Source organism: Streptomyces sp. NPDC059002 (genome assembly GCF_042740435.1).
GTDB lineage: Bacteria > Actinomycetota > Actinomycetes > Streptomycetales > Streptomycetaceae > Streptomyces.
In genome coordinates this window covers 38895-58321 of record NZ_JBHYJI010000025.1, presented here as the reverse complement: position 1 = coordinate 58321, position 19427 = coordinate 38895, and the positions used below count along the sequence as shown (strand labels likewise).

Genomic DNA, 19427 nt, shown 5'->3' with positions numbered 1-19427 from the left:
GTCAGCCCTCGCCCCCCACCGCACCGTCCACGGCCCGGAACACGGGCAGCTCCAACTCCGCGTCGACCCGCTGGAATTCGAGCCGCACGGGCATCCCGATGCGCACCTTGTCGTACGGCACCCCGATCACATTGCTGACGATCCGCACGCCTTCCGCCAGCTCGATCAGACCGACGGCATAGGGCGGGTCGAAGGCGGGGAAGGGCGGGTGGTGCATCACGACGTAGGAATAGACCGTGCCCTCGCCGCTCGCCCCGACCGTGTCCCACTCGGCGGAGCCGCAGGCGTTGCACCCCGGCAGCCAGGGGAAGCGCAGGGTGCCGCAGCCGCCGCAGCGCTGGATCAGGAGGCGGTGGGCGGCGACGCCGTCCCAGAAGCCCGCGTTGTCCCTGTTGACGACGGGCCGGGGGCGCTTGCCCTTCGGTTTCCGTTGCGCGGGGGCGTACTTGAGGATGCGGAAGCGGTGGGTCCCCGCGAGCTCGCCGTCGGCCCTGACGTCCATCCGGGTCGTGATGAAGTGCCCCGTGCCGAGCTTGGTCGTCTTGCGTTCGGACACCGACTCGATCACCGCGTCGAAGGTGATCTCGTCGCCTGGCCGCAGGGCCCGCAGATACTCCTGCTCGCAGTCGGTCGCGACCACCGAGGTGTATCCCGCGCCGTTCAGCAGCGCGAACAGCTCGTCGTGGGCGAGGAACCGCCCGCCGTTCGCAGAGAGTCCGCCCATGGTCCACGCCTGCAGCATCGTCGGCGGGGCCACCGGATCCGCGCCGCCGTACGCGGGGTTGGTGTCGCCCATCGCCTCGCACCAGTGCCTGATCATCGGCCGGTTGACCGGGTCCTTGCCGCGCCCCGTCTCCTCCGCGGCCCTGCCCTCGAAGGCCTTCAGCTCCTCGTACGCGATGTCCTTCACCGACGTCCCCTCCGCATGCCGAGCCGCATGGTCGCGACGATCTCGCGCTGCACCTCGCTCACCCCGCCCCCGAACGTGTTGATCTGCGCGGCCCGGTTCATCCGCTCCAGCTCACCGCCCCCGGCGGCACCCGGCGAACCGCCCCGCACGAGGCCCGGCTCGCCCATGACCTCCTGGCAGATCCGGTAGACCTCGACGGCCGATTCGGTTCCCATGAACTTCACGCCGCTCGCATCGCCCGGTGCCAGCCGCCCCGCCCCCACGTCGTCCACCAGACGCCAGTTGAGCAGCCGGTTCGCCGCGAGCCGCGCCTGCGCCTCGGCCAGCCTCGACCGCACCCACGGAGCGTCGATCCGGCGCTCGCCCGTCACCGGGTCGGGAGTGCGGGCCGAGTCCAGCGCCGCCGCGTAGAAGTCCTCCGCCTGCATGCCGATCGCGGCGAGCGCCACCCGCTCGTGGTTGAGCTGGTTGGTGATGAGGCCCCAGCCGTCGTTCTCCTCGCCGACGAGGTTTCCCGCGGGCACCCGGATCCCGTCGTAGTACGTCGCCGTCGTCGTCAGGCCGCCGACCGTCTCGATCGGCGTCCACGAGAACCCGGGGGCGCCGGTGGGGACGAGGATGATCGAGATGCCCCGGTGCTTGGGGGCCTCGGGGGCGGTGCGGCAGGCCAGCCAGATCCAGTCGGCGTGCTGCGCGTTCGAGGTGAAGATCTTCTGTCCGTCGATCAGCCAGTCGTCGCCGTCGCGCACCGCCCTGGTCCGCAGCGAGGCCAGGTCCGTGCCCGCCGACGGCTCGCTGTAGCCGATCGCGAAGACGGTGTCGCCGCTGAGGATGCGCGGCAGGAAGGCGGCCTTCTGCTCCTCGGTGCCGTACTTCATGAGGGTCGGCCCGACGGTGTTCAGGGTGACCATCGACACGGGCGCGCCCGCGCGGTACGCCTCGTCGAAGAAGACGAACTGCTCGTCGGCGCCCCGCCCTTGGCCGCCGTACTCGACGGGCCACCCGATCCCGAGCATGCCGTCGGCGCCGATCCTCCGCAGGAGCCTGCGCTGTCCGGTCGCATCGGTGCTGTCGGGCGGTCCCGCGGGCATCACGTCCCGGAAGTACGCGCGCAGTTCGGCGCGGAGCTGATGCTGGCGTTCGGTGGGGGCGAGGTGCACGTGGCGGCCTCTCCGTCTCGTACCGACAAGTTTTTCTGACTGTCCGTCAGAAACCGTCCCGGTGTCAAGAGATCACCCCGTACCGCCCGACGCCTCCACGGCCGGGGCGCCCCGGCACGCGGACAAGCCTGCGCGGCGGCACCGAAGTACCGCCGCGCAGGCCGTCACACCCCACAGAGTCAGCCCCGGGGAGCCGTCCCAAGCTCCCGGAGGCCCCGTCGGCTCACCAGAGCTCGGTGAAGCTGACGGCGATGTTCTCGTTCGACTGGTCGATCGCCGTGAAGCCGGAACCGTTCACCTGAGCGTTGTTGTTCTGGTTCGAGGCGCCGTTGCCGACCGCCTGCTGCTGCGTGGTGTTCGAGTTCCCGTTGTTGTCGCCGCCGACGCCGCCACCGGAGACGGTCGCCACACCCGCGTTCGATCCGTTGTCCGCGAAAGAGCCGTTGTCGGCCATCGCGACGCCCGAGAAGAGCGCGGCGGCCAGGGGCAGGGCCGCTGCCGCGGCGATGACGCGGGCGGTACGGATGCTTGCCATGTCTATTCCTCCAGAACAGGAGGTACGCACCGGCGGAGCCGGGAGTACCCAGAAGTACGGCTTATTCCAAGGCAGTTGGCCGACGACCTTGGAGTGCTGCACGACGTCGCGAGTCCAGAGTTGCCCACCGAATCCCCGGCGAACCACCCCGGAAGCCCCGATTCCCCCGCAAGCGTGAGGACATGTCGATAAACCCGCTTCACGCCCCCAACGCACCGGCTCGGACCCGTTCGCCCCGGTCAGCCCCGGTCGGGCCAGGGCCGGACCCAAGCGCCGCACGCGGTGAAGCGTTCCGGCACCCCCTCGAAGAGCACCCCCCGCTTCCCGGCGGGACCGCACCTGCGGAGCCCGCCCCTGACGCGCCCCCTTCCCTTCTTCGAACGCTTGTACGAAACTGAAGGCATGGCCACCATCGACCGCCATGCCACCGCCCTGGCGCTCGCCCACGCACTGTCCGCCGCCGAGCGCGGCCTCGCGGTGATCCCGCTGTCCGGCACCAAGCTCCCCGCCCTGCGCTCCCCCCACCACGAAGACCCCCACCCGGCCCCCTGCCACGGCGAATGCGGCAGGCTCGGCCACGGCGTGTACGACGCGTCGACCGACCCGCGGCGCATCCGCGAACTCTTCGCCGCGGCCCCCTGGGCGACCGGATACGGCATCGCCTGCGGACTGCCCCCGCACCATCTGATCGGCATCGACCTGGACACCAAGTCGGGCGCCGACGCCTCCGCCGCCCTGCGCGAACTGGCGCTGCGCCACCTCTTCACGATCCCCGCCACCGTCGTCGTGACCACGCCGAGCGGCGGCCGCCACATCTGGCTGGCGGGACCGCCCGACGCCGTGGTGCCCAACTCGGCGGGCCGGCTCGCCCCCGGCATCGACATCCGCGGCGCGGGCGGCTACCTCGTCGGCCCCGGCTCCCGCACCGAGCACGGCGTCTACAGCACGGTGCCCGGCACGGCCCAGCTCCCGCCCGCGCCCTGCCCGCCCGCCCTGCTCCGACTGCTCACGCCCCCGCCCCGCGCCCACCATCCCGCGCACCCGACGACGGAACAGCCGCCCGCCCAACAGGGCCAGGGACTCGTCCAGTTCGTGCTCGCCGCCCACGAGGGACAGCGCAACACCCGGCTGTTCTGGGCCGCTTGCCGCGCCTACGAGAACGGCATCGGCGAGACCCTCGCCCCCCAGCTCACGGACGCCGCACTCCATGTCGGCCTCACGGACCGCGAGGCCCGCTCGACGATCGCGTCCGCGGCACGGCTGACGAAGCACGCGAGGGGCGGGAATCCGGACCATCCGTCCGGTTCGGGACTTTAGGCTGTCCGTTTCAGGACCTTTGCCGGGCAGAGCGGCGACTTTACGCCGTTCCAATTGCTTGGACTGCCCGGCACCAAAGGACCTGATCATGACCGCACCCCTGACGAAGAACGACGGGGCACCCCCGTCGCCGAACGCCCCGTCCCCCGACGGCGCCACGTTCTTCGGACACCCCCGCGGCCTGGCCACGCTCTTCATGACGGAGATGTGGGAGCGGTTCAGCTTCGTCGGGATGCGGGCCCTCCTCGTGCTCTACCTGGTGGCCCCCGAGTCCAAGGGCGGGCTCGGCTTCGACGCCGCCACCGGCGCCGCGATCTTCTCCGTCTACAACGCCATGGTCTATCTGCTCGCGCTGCCCGGCGGCTGGGTCGCCGACCGCGTCTGGGGCGCCCGCAAGGCCGTGGCGTTCGGCGGCTTCGCGATGGTGGGCGGGCACTTCCTGCTGGCGGTCCCGGTCACGGCGACGTTCTTCGTGGGCCTCGCCCTCATCGCCCTCGGCGCCGGAATCATGAAGTCCAACATCTCCACGATGGTCGGCCAGCTCTACCCGGACCGCACCGACCCGCGCAGGGACAGCGGCTTCACGATCTTCTACATGGGGATCAACCTGGGCGGTTTCATCGCCCCGTTGACCATCGGCACGGTCGGCCAGTCCGTCGACTGGCACCTGGGCTTCGCGCTCGCGGGCGTGGGCATGAGCCTCGGCCTGACGCAGTACCTGCTCGGCAGCCGCCACCTGGCCGCGGCCAGCTCGGTCGTCAACGCCCCGCTGACGGCGGGGGAACGCTCGCGCCTCATCAAGCGCGGCCTGCTGTGGCTCGCGCTCGCGGCCGCCTGCTACACCGTCGTCGGCCTGACCGGCTCACTGAGCGTGGGCTGGGTGCTGTGGCCGCTGACCCTCGCGGGGCTCGCGCTGCCGGTCGCCTGCTTCGCACGGATCAAGCGCGACGAGGACCTCACCGCGGACGAGCAGTCCAAGATGACGGGCTTCATCTGGATCTTCGTCGCGGCCGCCGCCTTCTTCATGATCTACGACCAGGCGGGCTCGGTCCTCAACCTCTTCGCCCAGGACAACACCGAGAACGCTGTCCTCGGCTGGACCTTCCCGACGAGCTGGTTCCAGTCCATGAACCCGGTGTTCGTGATGGCTCTCGCGCCGGTCGCCGCGATGCTCTGGCAGTGGCTCGGCAGCCGCAACCCGAGCGTCCCGGTGAAGTTCGCGACGGCCCTGGTCGCGGTCGGCGCCTCCTTCTTCGTCATGGTGGCGGCGCAGGCGGCCGCGTCCGGCGGAGAACGGGTCACCCCGATGTGGCTGGCCACGGTCTACCTGATCCACGCGGTCGCCGAACTGTGCCTGTCTCCCGTCGGCTTGTCGGCCACGACGAAACTGGCACCGCGCAAGTACGCGAGCCAGATGATGGGCGTCTGGTGCCTCGCCGTGACCGCGGGCGACTGCGTGGCCGCGATCATCCAGCAACTGATGGGCGACGCCACCGGCGGCGGCGCCTACTTCGCCGTCCAAGCCACCCTCGCGGTCCTCGCGGGCATCGGCATCTTCACCTTCCGCAAGCCGATAGCGGCCCTGATGAGCGACGTGAAGTAACACCCGCCCACGCACAAGGGGCGCCGCCGACTCGGCAGCGCCCCTTGTCATCTGGCCTTGCGGACCAGCCCTGCGGTGGGTGTGGGATTTGAACCCACGGTGACTCGCGCCACGACGGTTTTCAAGACCGCGTACCTCTCCGGCGGCGCTGGATCGCTGACCTGCCGATACGCTGCCTGCGGCTGGGGACAGGGGCCTCGGTGGTCCACACCTGGTCCACTGGCTCCGGCTCGCACCTCGTCCTCATCAGCCGAGGATCGGGCAGCGCCTTGGAGGGGTGCCTCACCTTGCCGCGTTGATCGCCCAAGATCGCGGTCGTGAGACGCCGTGTGCCGTCGTTGCCGTCAGTACTGCCGTCAAGCGCCGCACCATGAGTGCAGCCCGGAACCGGCAAAGGCCCAGCCGCGCAGGGGAATCAGAAGTACCAGGCCAGTGTGGGCCTGTCCGGACCCGGAAGACCGTCCTACGCTCCGAGCAGGACAACAGGAACCACCGAACCCCGTCCTGCCGACAGCGAACACGGGCGGGGGGCATCCTCCCGCAATGCCCCCCGTCCATCGGCCAGGACCCTCTCGCGCGAGCCCGAAGGTAGGGAGCCCTCGGGGCTCGTGCACGCGGCCGCCGCCCTGCCGGACACATCCCGGCCAGGCGGTGGCCGCCCCACCCGGCTCAGCGGGGATCGGGCCAAGACCAAGGTGTCTTGCGCACCTACCCGGTCCGGGAACACCCATGCCACCGCCCTGGACGGCCTTGACGCATTGCTCTCGATGCGACAGAACTGGCCATATGGCGGGGGAGTACAACACAACCGACGCGCAGGAGCGGCTGACCATCCAAGACGCGTCCACCGCCAGCGACCGCCACGTCCTGCTCCGGCTGGCCGGGGACCTGGACTACGCCACCGTCCCCGCCCTGTGTGACGCGGTCGTGGACATCTTGGCCGATGGCAAACGACACATCACCCTGGACCTGTCCGCGATCACTTGGTGCGACAACGCCAGTCTTTACACCCTGCTCGGCATCCGCAGCGCACTTCAGCACGCCGACGGCCGCCTCACCCTCATCGCAGCAAGTCCCGCCATCCGCCGAGCACTCGACCGCACCGGCCTCTATCCCCGCCTGCCCTTGACCGGAGGGGGCGGCTACCTCCCGCCACGACCCGGCAGGCGCCCATCAGGGGATGCATAGCCGCTCGCTACCGCAGGAAGGTCCGACGCTCCTCAGCGACGCAGGCCAGTTGATGCCTGAGCCGATAGTGCTCGTCGAGCAGCCGGTCTCTCTCCTCGGTCAACAGACGTGCCGTCCGTACCAACTGACGGGCACGCTCACAGTTGACGTTCAGCCGCCCCCACAGCGGACTCCGCTGAGCATCCATCGCCATAGGGACCGACTTCCCGAAGCAGGCCCTGCCATGCCGCCACCAGACGCGGGCACCGCTGACAGGCGCTCTTTGCAGTCGGGCGTGACCGCGTTTCCGTGACGACTACGGCTGAAGGATTGGACAGCGACCTGCGAGGGCCCTGCCGACCTCGCGAACTGATCGCCCACGTTAGCGATCATGAATTGGCTAAGCTGGCGGCTCGCCCTGTTCGAGGTAGGTGGCCTGGCCTTCGCCTCGCGCGCTCACGGCGCGCTTTACTCTGCGGGCCAGTCTGGGGATCAGAAGCTGATCGACGTCTTCCACCGGGTGGAACTCGGCGGCCAACAGCTCGTCAGCGGCGAGCTTGATCAACGCCGCGGCGTCCGCGTTCAGCTCACCGCCGTCGAAGATGTAGAGGACCTTGTCGCCCTCGCCGGAGTTCGGTGCCCAGTCGATCACCAGGAGCGGGCCAATGGCCGGTGTGATGCCTAGCTCCTCCTCGACTTCGCGGCGGCATGCGGCCAAGGGGGATTCGCCCGTCTCGATGTACCCGCCGGGGATCTCCCACATCGGCTTGTACGAAGGACGGACCAGCAACACACGTCCCTGGGCATCGAAGAACAGGGCGCCCGCCGCCATCCTCGGTCGCGCCATCCGCTGTTCATGCTCGTTCTCGGCCCACGCCATGGTCACCCTTCCTGCTGTTCTGGCTCCGCCGTCGCCATGGTGGCGGAGATGCCACACAGGGGCAGCGTAAGTAAATCTCGTCAGTCTGACGCGAAAAGAGCCGAACTTGCGTCCGCTCCCCGATCAGTCTGAGATCCTGGAGACCGATCGAGAGGGGCCGCAAGTATGGAGTGGAAGACCCACGGTGAGCGACAGGTCTACACCAACAAGTGGGTGAATCTGTGCCTGGTCGACGTCCAACAGCCTGACGGGCGCAGGTGGGAGTACCACGTCGTTCGCCTTCGGCACCTGGCCGTTGCCGCCGTGGTGAACGATCGGCAAGAAGTCCTGATGATGTGGCGGCATCGCTTCATCACGAACTCCTGGGCCTGGGAGTTGCCCATGGGCCTGGTGGAGGAGGGTGAGACTCCTGAAGAGGCGGCGGCTCGCGAAGTCCTGGAGGAGACCGGCTACGAGCCTGGCCCCGTCAAGTCCCTCATCTACGCCGAGCCCGCCAACGGGATCACAGACTCCCAGCACCACGTCTTCCGCATCGACGGCGCCACCTACGCGGGGCCACCGACCGAGAAGAACGAGTCAGACCGCATCGAGTGGATTCCCCTCTCAGAGGTACGAGGGATGATCGACCGCAAGGAGATCGTGAGCAGTGGTTCGCTCGTCGGCCTCCTCTACCTGCTCATGGATGAATCGATCCGCTAACCGACGGTAGGAGTGCCCGTAGCCGCGCCTCGAAGGCCAGGGCTACGGGCTCCTGCCTGTGTGGGGCCAACTGGTCGTAGAACTCCCTGAGATGGCCCGTCACGCGCTCGGACGCCACCACAGACGCCGATTCCAGGGCCTGTGTGGCCGTGTGACACGCCTGGTCGAGCTTGCCTTGGTCCAACTGCGTACGTGCCAGCCAGAACGCGTGGAATGCACGACCGCGCTGGTTGGAGTGGTTCTCCCGCCGCAATGCGTCCGCGATCAGAGGTTCCGCCGTCGCGGCCTCGCCCAACCGCCCGTGAGCGATGCCGGTGTCCACGATGAGCTTCGGTTCGTCGAAGTAGGTCACCCACGATGGGTCGAGGTCGTTCGCCTGGATCGCCTCGAAGTGGTGGTGCGCCTCCCCGATGGCTCGGTGGGTGGAGTCCCTGTTCCCGAGCGTGGCGTGTGCGAAGGCTTCGCGCATGGACAGCATCGACAGGACTCGCGGGGTAGTGCCCAGAGCCGTCCGGGCTTGGTCCTGGGCGGCGGTCACGAACGCGAGCGAGTCCGCGGGCTTGTCCTGGTAGGTCGCCTGCAAGCTCATGCAGGCCAGGACGTTGGCCATGGTCTGGCGGTCGTCGCTCTCCCTGGCCAGTTGCAGCGCCTCGGTGAAGTAGGCGCGGGCTTGGTTGTACTGGCGGGCGTCGAAGTAGGTCCATCCGGCGAGACGTGCGAGTTCGGCCGCGACTCCGTACAGCCCGTTCTGGATGGCGGCAGGCCGGTTCTCTTTCAGGAGTCCGACCACGTACCGCAGTTGCCCGACGATGGCTGGTCTCAGTGCCTCGCCGCCGTGCTGGTCATCGCGTCGCCAGTAGTCCTCGATGGACGAATGGAATGCCTCAAGGGTGGCTGCGCTGAGGGTTGATCTGGTGGTCAGCGCCAAGATGCTGTCCACATCCGGCCCAGGCAGAGTAGCGGGCGCACCCCTGTCCGGCTCTGCCTCTTGGGGTGCCTCGGGCTCGGTGGCTCCGAGGGGCTGGGGCGTCTCCCATGGCCGTCGCGCAAGCCCCAGCATGTGCCCTGGGATACGCAGGCCGTCGGCGATGCGCTCGACGACGTCCATGTGGAGCAACTGCCGTCGACCAGAGATGACTTCACCGACTCGACTGGGCGTCAGCTCGCATCTTCTGGCGATCATTGAGGGGTAGATGCCTGCTCTGGCCTTGACCATCCGGAAGACCCGGGCGAAGTCGCGCCCCCGACATGCGTCGATCATCTCAGGGTCGGTCAGCAGCCCGGCAGGAAGTTCCTGCGGACGGGACTGCTCGGTCATCGTGAAGCTCCCAAGGACTACCCAACGTTGCTACGTGTCACCAGTCGTGATGTTACCCAAGTTGGGTAATCAGCTGGGCCTTTCAGCACGGTCGCTGAACTCGCGAAGCTCTCAACATGGCGAACGAACAGACGCGACTGCTTGCCGGGGGTCAGTCCTCCGGTCTGGAGGGATCATGACGAAGAGCGTGAGTGCGGCAGGTGCTGGCTTCGAGTTGGACCTGGGAAAGACCGCCGACGACATCGCGTGGGGGCGTCGTGTGGTGTTCGAGGTCCCTGGCCGGGAAGACAGCCTCGCGACCATGCGGCGTCTGCTCGACGCCCTCAGGGTTCTCGTGGCGGCGGAGCGTCCGCACACCGGTGGCGATGCCCGGCGTGAGCGGGACTACCAAAACGCAGATCGCACGCTGCGCACCATCGGTAAGACGGTGAACCTGCCCGAGGACCTTGGCGGCCCGAACCGGGTGATGGCCTGGACGCAGTGCAAGCACGTCGCCGAGGTCACGGCGTTGTTCCGTGCGATGCACATTGCTCGGATCCGGCGCGGTGAGTGAGCGCACTCGCGCGGCTCTCATGACGGTGCTGTGCGCGGCCACAGTGATCGGCCCGCTGTGCGCGGCTGCCGTCTCCTGGTGGGTGCCCTAGAGCTGGGCCAGTCGGCCCGCACCCCCACCCCTGACTCCCCGCCCTGTCGGCATGGCTCCCCCGAGCATCGGTCCCACTGACCCCGGCAGGGCGGGGAACACCAACCCCCCTATTTCACGAGTGAGTTGAATGGTGCTGCCCTTCCTGGACCCCCTCATACGCCGACGCTTAGCCCGGCGGCCGGCCTCTACCCGGATATCCGCGCGGTGGGCGGCAGGGCGGTGAAGCAGCGGGTTCTCATGCTGCTCATCATCATCGGCGCGTCCGCGGTGGTCGTCCCGCTGACGCTGATCTCCACTCCCACAACACAGTCACCCTCGTACAGCCATGAGTCTGGAAGGTCTGTTGATGCGCCTATCCCTGATCACCGAGAGCCCGGCGCGACCCGAGTTCCGGAAGATGATCGAGAAGGCCGCCAGGGCGGTCGCGCCACTCGTCGAGGAGATCACCGGGCTGTCTCTGCCTGAGGCGGCGACGATCCGCCTCACGTCCCGTCATGGCTTCGTGGCCGACGTCAGTGCCGAGCAACGCAGGGGGCTGCACCGGGACATCGCGGAACTCACCCTGTCCGAGGAGGAGGCGCAGGGGTTTCACGACCTTCTGATGCTGCGGGAGGAGAACCTGTGGCGGCACTGGATGCTTGCGGGTGCCAGCACCATCGTGGAGCGGCGCGGGAACTGTGAGGGTCCCACGATCCTGTTCATGCCTGATGCCCTGTACCACCAGGGTGCCGGGGAGTGCGAGGTCACCATGTTCGTGGCCAGGGAGTTGTGTCACCTGGCCGAGCACCATGCCGGGGACGGGCTGATCTCGCGCGCTCACACGATGGCGTGCCCCGAGCGGCGCGGCATCCTCGGGTACTCGCACTTCGTCGCTTCGGGGCACGGCTTCTGGTGCGCGCGGAAGGTGACCCGGCGGCTCTTCGGGGTCCAGGTCGGCCGCGAGCTGACCGGTCGGGAGTCCGCGGAGTTCACGCGGTACATCCACGAGGAGTTGATCCCGGAACAGGAGCTGCGTGCCAAGACGGCGCAGGAGCCGCTGCGTTCAGTGTGGTTGCCGTCCCGGTCGGCGACGATCGGCCCGCCGCATGAGTTGTACGAGGCGGGCCTGGCGTGGGTAGAGGCCGTGGTCGGATTCGAGGGTGGCCGGGGCCAGTTGAACCGGGTGTGGTCGGACCTGTCGCTGCTGCCGACGATCGAGGAGGCCCGGGACGTGACGGCGTGGTGGAAGCGCATCACCGCCCAAGCGCCCCGTGCGGCCTGATGGCTGTGTAAGCCCCGGCGTTCGCTGCCCGTGAGGCAAGCGGCGGACGCCCGCAACGTGAAGACCGGACCACCCCTCCGCCTGGACAGCATTCCGGGGTGGTCCGGTCGTGGAATCCCTGATCAGGACCCCGGTGCCGATGGTACCGGGGTGATCGTCGTGTCCGAATGCGGGTGCGGCTGCAACTCCGGTTCCCCGTCTTCGAGTCGAAGAGGATCCATGTTGCTGCACGGCCGTTGGAAGCCCAGTTCTGACATCAGCCACCGAAAGTCAGCCACGACGGCGGGAGTGCCGAACAAGCACCCGTCACGTATGTCTCCAGCAACCCCGTACCGGTCTCAGCCACGCTACCTATATGCGTCACGGTCCGCTGTTCGGTCCGGCCTGGGCGTTGCCGACGCTGCTTGGCCACTGGGCTCGGGTTGCTGTTCTGAGGGTCATGTGGCGTTGAGCGGTGGGCGGTTGGGTGGCGTGGCTGCGCTCGGCGGGCGTCGGCCTGGTCCTGGAGCTCGAAGTGGTCGAGCTGCTTCCTGGTCTGACTGTCCGCCTTGGCGGTACTGCGCGCTGAGCGGCGGGGGGCCGCCGCAGCGGTGGCGGAGACATGGAGCGGCGGCGGCCACGGGCCGCCAGCGCGCGCGGACCGCCGCAGGCGGGCCGCCTTGATCCAGTAAAGAAACTCTGAACAGCTCTGCTGCGCTGGGCCCTTGGCCGGTCACACGACGAAGCGCTGCCCCTTGCGGGGCTTACCAGGCCATCTGTGATCCTTTCGCCACCTTGGTAAGCGGCTGGTGGTAAGCGAGGTGGTAAGTGGCGTGTGCTGAGCTGATTTCTGCCCGGCGACTGTCACACCGACCGAGTTTTCGACACCTCTAGCAAGTGAGGGGTCCGACAGGGCCATGCCGGAGATCGGGAGAGTGCCATGTGCCGTGGATCACGGAGCCGGGTGTCACATCGGGGCGGACTTCAGCCCCCTTCCCCGTGTGTAAGCGAGATGTGTTGAGCCGCGAAATGCGGTCGATGGAGGAGGAGCGACGTGAGCACACGGGGGCGCGATCCCGCCCGGCGGGACGCAAAAGAAGGTTTCTGCCCGCCAGGCGGGAGCGAAGCACCGTGCACCTCGTACGTGTCCGGCCTGGCCGGTAGACCTACCTCAACAGCCGCGATGGCGCCTTGCTGGACGGTGCGGGCAAGCCTTCGGGAGCTGGCTGAACGCGACACGCAACAACGGCACGGCGACGAACGGGTGGGCATGAACGAGGACGAGGCGGCACGTATTGCGGCGCGACTCAAGGAGGTGGAAGAGAAGCTGACGCGGCTGGAAGAGATGGCGCGTCGGGTCGCCGAGAAGGGCTCCGCTACTTCTTCGGGCCGGTAGCGCCGCCGAGTTGCTGGAAGACCTGCAACAGGCTGTCGAGCCTGGCGTTTATGGCGTCCAGTCGTTCGGACAGCTCGATGTATTCCGGCGTGGGCATTCGCCCGCTGCTTGCCGCCTCGGGAGCGCCGGCCTTCGGGTCGGCCTCTGAGGGCAGGGGATCGGCAACGAAGTTGCCCCGCCCCGGCATGGAGTAGATCAGCCCTTCATCGCGCAGCATGCGCAACGCGGATCGCGCGGTCATGTTCGCGATTTCGTAGCTCGCTTCGAGGTCGCGCGACGAAGGGACCCGCTCGCCCGGCTTGAGGCGCCCGGAGCGAATCTGCCGCCGCAACTCCTCGGCGACCAGGCGGTACGGCGGAGTGTCGGAATCCTTGGGCAGCTTCATGGTCCGAGGGTAGCGGGCCTAGCTCACCTCGCGCAGTAAGACCCTGACGCGGCACACCCTTGCCCACGCTGAGCTAGCTCACGCCATGCGAAAGGTGCGCTAGGCGCTTGACGCACCTGTTGGGGGTAGTGCACTGTTGATCTCGCTTCGCCGCCCGGCGGAGAACCTGCTGAAAGGACGTAACTCCCATGGCCCGTATCCGTGTTGGCCTGCTCCCGACCGCTGCGTTCATGGTCGGCACCCTGCCGGTGCCGAAGTACGCGGACCAGGAGAAGACCCAGTTCGCGACCGACCGCGAGACCGGCGCGAAGCTCTACACGATCACCCTCTTCTTCATGGAGGAGGACCGCGCCGAGGCACTGAAGATCACCGTTCCGGAGACCGGTCTTCCCAACGGGCTGAAGCCGGGGCTGCCGGTGCGGCCGGTGGAGCTGTTCGCCACCCCGTGGGCCCGGATCTTCAACGGCTCGCTGTCGGACGGCATCGCCTACCGCGCGGACCGCATCGAACTCGCCGCCCCGGTCCAGGCCGCCGACGCGGCGTGAGCGGCGCCGCTTTCCGGTCCGGCGTCTATGGCAGCTACCCGTTGCCTCACGCCGGGCCGGATGCCCGGCCTGGTCAATCCCTCGTGACGTCGGTGGCGGCGGTGCTGGTCGGTTACGGCTATCCGCCCCTGGCGTCCGTTGAGGACTGGGCGGCTCTCGAATCGGCTTTGACGGCTTTCCTCTACTACCCCAGGGAGCAATGAATGTCTGTGCAGGAGGTGTCCGGCCTCGCCCCGCTCGTCGTGCTGCTCGGCCTGGCCGTGCTGGTCGGTTGGGCGGTGTGGTGGGTGGTGCGCTACATACGTGCCGATGCCATGACGCGGCAGTCGATCCGGCAGGCCGTACGTATCCGGCGGACGTGGAAGCGGCTCGCGCTGATGCTGAAGCTGTCGGTGACGGACAAGATGCCGACCGCGCTGGCGTCGCTGGCCAGCACGGACAACAAGCCGGTCAAGCCCCGCGTCCTGGTCCCCGCCCTGAAGGTCGCGCATGACGCGTACGGGGTGATCGCGCGGGCGAACTGCCTGCCGGGCGTCAGTCTGGCGGAGTTCCAGAAGGCCGCCCCCTACCTGGCGGATGCCTGGCGTATGACCCGTGTGTCGGCGATGCCGGGGGACAAGCCTGGGCAGGTCATGTTGCGCGGGGTGCGGGTGGACCCGCTGATCACGCCGACGGCTCACGTGCCCACCGGGCGTCCGCCACAGGAGTACGCGAAGTGGGATCTGGGGGTGGACGAGTTCGGCATGCCCGTCTTCGTGCCTCTCAAGGAGGTGCCCGGGGTGGCGGTCGGCGGCCTGCCGGGCTTTGGGAAGACCTCGTGTGTGAACCGGCTGGTGTGTGACTGGGCGCCCTCGCCTGCCGTTCAGTACGTCTTCTTCGACGGGAAGGTGTCCCACGCCTATGAGGGCGACTACGCCGACCTGGTACAGCGGGCGTTCGCGTTCTGCGGGGATGACCTGGAGGAGGCGAACAAGCTCTTCAAAGAGCTGGTGGAGCTGCGCCGTGGCCGCTCCGCGTCGATCCGCAACGTGCTGGGCGTGAAGAACATGTGGCACGTCGGTCCCTCGGCTGACTGGCCGCTGGTCGTCATCGTCATCGACGAGGCCCACACCTACTTCCGCGACCACAAGGGCTCGGATGCGGCCACGAAGCGGCTGGCCGCGCTCGCGGCGGAGAATGCCCGCCTGGTGGAAGACCTGGTGAAGAAGGGCCGCTCGGTCGGCTTCCTGACCCTGCTCACCACGCAGAAGACCACCGGTGACGCCATCCCCACCTTCATCCGCGACGTGTGCCCGGTCGGCCTGTCCTTCGCGCAGAAGACCGTCGACGCCGCCGTGGCCGCGCTCGGCGACGACATCCGGGAGTGGCCCGACGCCAGCCCGGTCACCCTCCAGGACCCCGCCTACGTCGGCGTCGCGGTCATGTCCCAGCACGGCCGCCCCGGCTTCATGCGCATCCGCACCCCCTACGTCGCCGACGAGGACGCCGCCCGCGTCGCCGAGCAGACCGCCCACCTGACGCAGCACCCGGCCCGGCTCCTGGAGAACCTGACCGGGCGCACGGCCGTGGACCTCGCCAAGGACGCCCCCGAGCCCCCCGCGATGGCGGCCTGACCACATCGACCCCCGTACACCCGCGAAAGGAGGTGAACTCTCCATGTCTGAGGACCGGATCACCCAGCGCACCGTGACCGTGGTCATGGCCATCATCGCCGCGCTGGCGTTCGTCTTCTCCTTCGGCAACGTCTGGTCCCTGGCCCTGCGCCTGGGCGTCCCCGCCCCGATCGCACCGCTCATCGCCCCGATGGTCGACCTGTCCGTGGTCGGCCTCCTGGTGGCCCTGCGCTACCTCTCCCTGCGCGGCGTCCCGCCCGAGCAGATGAAGGCGGCAACCCGCCTCATGCACGTGTCCGGCCTGCTGACCCTGGCGCTCAACGTCGCCGAACCCCTCGCCGTCGGACACTACGGCCGCGCCGCCATCGACGCCGTGGCCCCGCTGCTCCTCCTGGGCTGGGGAGCGGTCGGCCCACAGCTGCTGCGCTCCTTCCACGAGGTCTCCTCCAGCGCCACCGCCCCGGCGCCCACCGCTGAGACGGAACCGGCCCAAGAGCCTGTCCCGGCCCCCGCCGAGACGGAACGCGCCGCAACGCCTGCCCCGCCCGTCGCGCCGGAACCGGCTCCGGCTTCGGCTCCGGCTTCGGTAGCACCGCTCCCTGCCCCGGCTGCCCTCGTCGCGCCTGCGCCTGCGGTCAAGGTCCCCGAACCGCTGCTTGCCGAAGCACGTTCCATCGCCGCATCGCACCACGGTGAGCACGGCGAATCCATCACCGCGGCCCAACTCAAGATGCGGCTCGGCATCGGCCTGCCCATGGCCACCGCCCTCCACGCCGCCCTGTAGGTCCGCCCCTCCGCCGGACTCCCGGCACCCCCCCTTCGCCCCCTGGGCCCGACCTGCCATGCCTGCGGGCAGCCCGAGCGCTGCTCGCTGCTGCCCGCAGGCCCCACCCTCACGCCAGATGGGAGACCCCGCCCCTCATGCGCCGCCCCCTCGACCTGCGCCACGTGATCAGCCCCGGCCTGCGGGACCTGATCGAACTGGCCAACACCCACGACTTCGACCGCGTACAGCAGCAGGTCCACGACCTGCGCGGCTGCACGAGCCCCGTCAACCTCCACGGCTGGACGGTCACCACCGACCGGGCCACCAAGGAAGTGGTCCGCTCCTACCGCTCCGAGGACGAACCGACTGGGCGCCTGCTCACCACCTGCGGCAACCGCCGCTCCTCCCGCTGCCCCGCCTGCTCCCGCGTCTACGCCGCCGACACCTACCACCTGATCAAAGCCGGACTGTCCGGCGGCAAGAACGTCGCCGAAGCCGTCCGCGACCACCCCCGCGCCTTCGTCACCCTCACCGCCCCGTCCTTCGGCCCCGTCCACAACCGCAAGACCGACCACGCGGGCAAGCCCCGCCCCTGCGCCTGCGGCACCCATCACACCGAGGACGCCCCGGAGTTGGGCACCCCGCTGCGCCCGGCCACCTACGACTACTCCGGCGCCGTGCTCTGGAACGCCCATGCCGGACAGCTCTGGGCCCGCTTCACCACTTACCTCCGCCGGGCCCTGGCCGCCCACCTCGGCATGACACAGAAGGCACTGAACGCCGCCCTGCGCGTCTCCTTCGCCAAGGTCGCCGAGTACCAGATGCGCGGCCTGGTCCACTTCCACGCCGTGATCCGCTTCGACGGTCCCGACGGCCACACCACACCGCCCCCGCCCTGGGCCACCTTCGACGCCCTGAACGCCGCCGTGGGCCAGGCCGTGAAGCGTGCCCGGCTCATCGTCGAGTCCGACGCCGTCGGCGAACGCGTCATCACCTGGGGCCGCAAGTTCAAGGTCGACCCCATCACCGCCCTGGGCGACGGCGAACTCACCGATGCCAAGGTCGCCGGATACGTCGCCAAGTACGCCACCAAGAACGCCGAAGGCGCGGGCACCGTGGACCGCACCCTTCTGTGCCGCCCCTGCGCCGGACGCGGCCACGTACCGGGCCCCGACGGCTTCCGCGACCTGTGCGCCGACTGCGAGGGCACCGGACAGGCCGAACCCATCAAGGCCCTGCCCGTCCAGCAGCACGCCCGGCAGATGATCCGCACCGCCTGGGCCCTCGGCCACCTGCCGGAGTTCGCCCACCTCAAACTCTGGAAGTGGGCCCACATGCTCGGCTTCCGCGGCCACTTCTCCAGCAAGTCCCGCGCCTACTCCACCACCCTCGGCGCACTGCGCGACGTACGCCGTGCCTGGCGTCACGCCCAAGCCGATGCCGCCCGCGCCTCCGCTGGCCTCCCCACCACCGACGAGAACACCACCCTTGTCACAGCCTCGTCCTGGACCTACCTCAGCAGCGGCTACCGCCCCGGTGAAGAACTCCTCGCCGCCCAAGTCCGCCATGACCTCGCCGCCTCGCGCGACCTCAAGGAACGCGCCAAGTCCGAAGGAGCTCCCTGGCTGTGACTGCCATCCGAGACCCGAAGCTCACGCTGGCCGAAGCGCTCGACGAGATCGGCATGTCGCGGGCCGCGTTCTACCGGATGCGGGCCCGCGGCAAGGCGCCTCAGTACCTGAAGCTGCCCAACGGCCAAATACGCATTCGCCGTTCGGACCTCGACGCCTGGTTCTCCACCTGCGAGGTCCCCGCATGCTGACGTACGACGTACAGATCTGGGGCATCCGCAAGCGGGCCAACCGCGCTGCGGCATACCAACTCCGCTGGCGTGTAGGCCCCCGGCCCTTCTCCAAGAGCTACAAGATCAAGGCCCAGGCGGACGGCCGCCGTTCGGAACTGCTCTCTGCGCTGCGCAACCGCGAGCAGTTCGACGAGGAAACCGGCCTGCCCGCCTCCGAAGTCCAGGCACTCAAGTCGCCTACCTGGTACGCGCACACCCTCGCGTACACCGAAATGAAGTGGCCGGGCGCCTCGGCCAAGCACCGTGCGGGCATCGCCGATGCTCTGGCGACGGTCACGCCTCGACTGGTCAAGGATGGTCGTGGGGCCCCTGCCCCAAGGGTGCTGCGTAGGGCGTTGTACTCCTGGGCCTTCCGGTTCGTCCGAGACGGCGAGGAGGCGTGGCAGCGCCGGGTCGACGCCCAGCAGCCTCCCGACGAGATCGCGGCGGCTCTGGACTGGATCAGCCGCAAGTCGGTAAACATCTCGGACCTGAACACCCCATCCGTGGTCCGCTCCGCGCTCGATGCCCTCGCGCTGAAGCTCGACGGCGCACCGGCCGCCGACAACACCGTGAACCGCAAGGTCCCGGTGTTCACCAACTGCCTCCGCTACGCGGTGGAACGGGAGCTGTTGCCGTCTCTCCCGCTCGCTAAGGTCGACTGGGCGTCCCCGGAAACGGACGACGAAATCGACTTCCAGTTCGTCCCCGGTCCCAAGCTGGCGAAGCAACTGATCACGGCAGCTGGCGCCCAGGGGGTACGCGGCCGTCATCTGATGGCGTTCTTCGGCTGCCTCTACTACGCGGCTAACCGCCCCGGCGAAGCGGCCAGCCTGCGCGAGACGGACTTCACCCTGCCCGAAGAGGGATGGGGCGAAGTGCTGCTGTCCTCCAGCACGCCGCGCGTGGGCTCGGGTTGGACGGACTCCGGGGAGTCGTACGACTCACGCGGCCTGAAGAAGCGGGCCCGCAAGGCCACTCGTGCCGTACCGATCCCGCCCATACAGGTTCGTTTGATCCGGGACCACATCAAGGAGTTCGGGACTGCAGAGGACGGCCGCCTGTTCCGTGCCGTGCAGGGTGGCCACCTGCTGTCCAAGGAGTACGGCGAAATCTGGAAGGCTGCCCGGCTCGCGGTCCTCACGGAGACTGAGGCGGCCTCACCTCTGGCTGACGTGCCGTACTCCCTGCGGCACGCGGGCGTCTCGCTGTGGCTTGAGTCGGGGGTCTCCCCGGCAGAGGTCGCGCGCCGTGCGGGCCACAGCATCGCTGTCCTTTTCCGCTTCTACGCGAAGGCCATCCACCGTAGTCAGGAACGATCGAACCGCCAGATTGAGCGGGCTCTGGAGGCAGCAGAGGAAGAAGACTGACGCCAGTCCTGCGCGTTTCGTTAGGCGCCGTCCA

General features: G+C 68.8%; 19 protein-coding genes. 13 read left to right on the top strand and 6 right to left on the bottom strand.

The features are described from left to right. Position 1: 1 nt before the first annotated feature. The 3 genes from ACFWZ2_RS22805 to ACFWZ2_RS22795 form a co-directional block, all read right to left on the bottom strand. The gene (locus ACFWZ2_RS22805) at positions 2–910 is read right to left on the bottom strand and encodes a bifunctional MaoC family dehydratase N-terminal/OB-fold nucleic acid binding domain-containing protein (RefSeq protein ID WP_384548400.1); all 909 of its coding nucleotides are present in this window, start codon (positions 908–910) and stop codon (positions 2–4) included. Then, positions 907–2070: an acyl-CoA dehydrogenase family protein gene (locus ACFWZ2_RS22800; protein WP_384548398.1), complete on the bottom strand. Its 1164-nt coding sequence runs from the start codon at positions 2068–2070 to the stop codon at positions 907–909. The genes ACFWZ2_RS22805 and ACFWZ2_RS22800 overlap by 4 nt, the downstream gene beginning before the upstream one ends. A 223-nt stretch (positions 2071–2293) precedes the next feature. Continuing rightward, a complete protein-coding gene (locus tag ACFWZ2_RS22795; RefSeq protein ID WP_384548396.1) occupies positions 2294–2605 on the bottom strand; it encodes a hypothetical protein in 312 nt (103 codons plus the stop codon). A 402-nt stretch (positions 2606–3007) separates the two neighbouring features. Between ACFWZ2_RS22795 and ACFWZ2_RS22790 the strand changes: the two genes are divergently transcribed. The 3 genes from ACFWZ2_RS22790 to ACFWZ2_RS22780 all read left to right on the top strand — a co-directional run bounded on the left by ACFWZ2_RS22790 (position 3008) and on the right by ACFWZ2_RS22780 (position 6713). Then, positions 3008–3922 carry a bifunctional DNA primase/polymerase gene (locus tag ACFWZ2_RS22790; RefSeq protein ID WP_384548394.1) on the top strand — a complete coding sequence of 305 codons (915 nt, stop codon included), beginning with the start codon at positions 3008–3010 and terminating at the stop codon, positions 3920–3922. A gap of 88 nt (positions 3923–4010) precedes the next feature. Next, a complete protein-coding gene (locus ACFWZ2_RS22785; RefSeq protein ID WP_384548392.1) occupies positions 4011–5525 on the top strand; it encodes a peptide MFS transporter in 1515 nt (504 codons plus the stop codon). 786 nt (positions 5526–6311) lie between these two features. Next, positions 6312–6713 carry an STAS domain-containing protein gene (locus ACFWZ2_RS22780; RefSeq protein ID WP_384548390.1) on the top strand — a complete coding sequence of 134 codons (402 nt, stop codon included), beginning with the start codon at positions 6312–6314 and terminating at the stop codon, positions 6711–6713. 379 nt (positions 6714–7092) lie between these two features. Here the strand turns inward: ACFWZ2_RS22780 and ACFWZ2_RS22775 are convergent, their stop codons facing one another. Next, a complete protein-coding gene (locus ACFWZ2_RS22775) occupies positions 7093–7572 on the bottom strand; it encodes an NUDIX domain-containing protein (protein ID WP_384548388.1) in 480 nt (159 codons plus the stop codon). A 165-nt stretch (positions 7573–7737) separates the two neighbouring features. Here ACFWZ2_RS22775 and ACFWZ2_RS22770 point away from each other — a divergent pair, with 165 nt between their 5' ends. After that, positions 7738–8271, top strand: coding sequence for an NUDIX hydrolase (locus ACFWZ2_RS22770; RefSeq protein ID WP_384548386.1), 534 nt, complete (start codon positions 7738–7740; stop codon positions 8269–8271). Here ACFWZ2_RS22770 and ACFWZ2_RS22765 read toward each other — a convergent pair. Next, positions 8249–9589: a helix-turn-helix domain-containing protein gene (locus tag ACFWZ2_RS22765; RefSeq protein WP_384548385.1), complete on the bottom strand. Its 1341-nt coding sequence runs from the start codon at positions 9587–9589 to the stop codon at positions 8249–8251. The two genes, ACFWZ2_RS22770 and ACFWZ2_RS22765, sit on opposite strands and share 23 nt — an antisense overlap. Before the next feature lie 175 nt (positions 9590–9764). On the opposite strand from ACFWZ2_RS22765, the gene ACFWZ2_RS22760 reads away from it, so the two are divergent. The 3 genes from ACFWZ2_RS22760 (at position 9765) to ACFWZ2_RS22750 (ending at position 12871) form a co-directional block, all read left to right on the top strand. After that, the gene (locus ACFWZ2_RS22760) at positions 9765–10142 is read left to right on the top strand and encodes a hypothetical protein (RefSeq protein WP_384548384.1); all 378 of its coding nucleotides are present in this window, start codon (positions 9765–9767) and stop codon (positions 10140–10142) included. Positions 10143–10581: 439 nt separating this feature from the next. Next, positions 10582–11496 (top strand): hypothetical protein, encoded by a 915-nt coding sequence (locus ACFWZ2_RS22755; RefSeq protein ID WP_384548382.1) that lies wholly within the window; start codon positions 10582–10584, stop codon positions 11494–11496. Between the two features lie 1033 nt (positions 11497–12529). Continuing rightward, the gene (locus tag ACFWZ2_RS22750) at positions 12530–12871 is read left to right on the top strand and encodes a hypothetical protein (protein ID WP_384548380.1); all 342 of its coding nucleotides are present in this window, start codon (positions 12530–12532) and stop codon (positions 12869–12871) included. On the opposite strand, the gene ACFWZ2_RS22745 is transcribed toward ACFWZ2_RS22750, so the two are convergent. Next, positions 12852–13256 (bottom strand): GntR family transcriptional regulator, encoded by a 405-nt coding sequence (locus tag ACFWZ2_RS22745; RefSeq protein ID WP_384548379.1) that lies wholly within the window; start codon positions 13254–13256, stop codon positions 12852–12854. The genes ACFWZ2_RS22750 and ACFWZ2_RS22745 overlap by 20 nt on opposite strands. A gap of 188 nt (positions 13257–13444) precedes the next feature. On the opposite strand from ACFWZ2_RS22745, the gene ACFWZ2_RS22740 reads away from it, so the two are divergent. The 6 genes from ACFWZ2_RS22740 (at position 13445) to ACFWZ2_RS22715 (ending at position 19393) form a co-directional block, all read left to right on the top strand. Further along, positions 13445–13801, top strand: coding sequence for a hypothetical protein (locus ACFWZ2_RS22740; protein ID WP_384548377.1), 357 nt, complete (start codon positions 13445–13447; stop codon positions 13799–13801). Positions 13802–14004: 203 nt separating this feature from the next. Then, positions 14005–15414 (top strand): cell division protein FtsK, encoded by a 1410-nt coding sequence (locus ACFWZ2_RS22735; protein WP_384548375.1) that lies wholly within the window; start codon positions 14005–14007, stop codon positions 15412–15414. Positions 15415–15457: 43 nt separating this feature from the next. Then, positions 15458–16198: a DUF2637 domain-containing protein gene (locus ACFWZ2_RS22730; protein WP_384548373.1), complete on the top strand. Its 741-nt coding sequence runs from the start codon at positions 15458–15460 to the stop codon at positions 16196–16198. Positions 16199–16335: 137 nt separating this feature from the next. Continuing rightward, positions 16336–17811 carry a replication initiator gene (locus ACFWZ2_RS22725; protein WP_384548371.1) on the top strand — a complete coding sequence of 492 codons (1476 nt, stop codon included), beginning with the start codon at positions 16336–16338 and terminating at the stop codon, positions 17809–17811. A gap of 5 nt (positions 17812–17816) precedes the next feature. After that, positions 17817–18002, top strand: coding sequence for a helix-turn-helix transcriptional regulator (locus ACFWZ2_RS22720; protein WP_384548512.1), 186 nt, complete (start codon positions 17817–17819; stop codon positions 18000–18002). Continuing rightward, entirely contained in the window at positions 17996–19393 is a 1398-nt protein-coding gene (locus tag ACFWZ2_RS22715) for a tyrosine-type recombinase/integrase (RefSeq protein WP_384548369.1), read from the top strand. The genes ACFWZ2_RS22720 and ACFWZ2_RS22715 overlap by 7 nt, the downstream gene beginning before the upstream one ends. Positions 19394–19427: the final 34 nt, after the last annotated feature.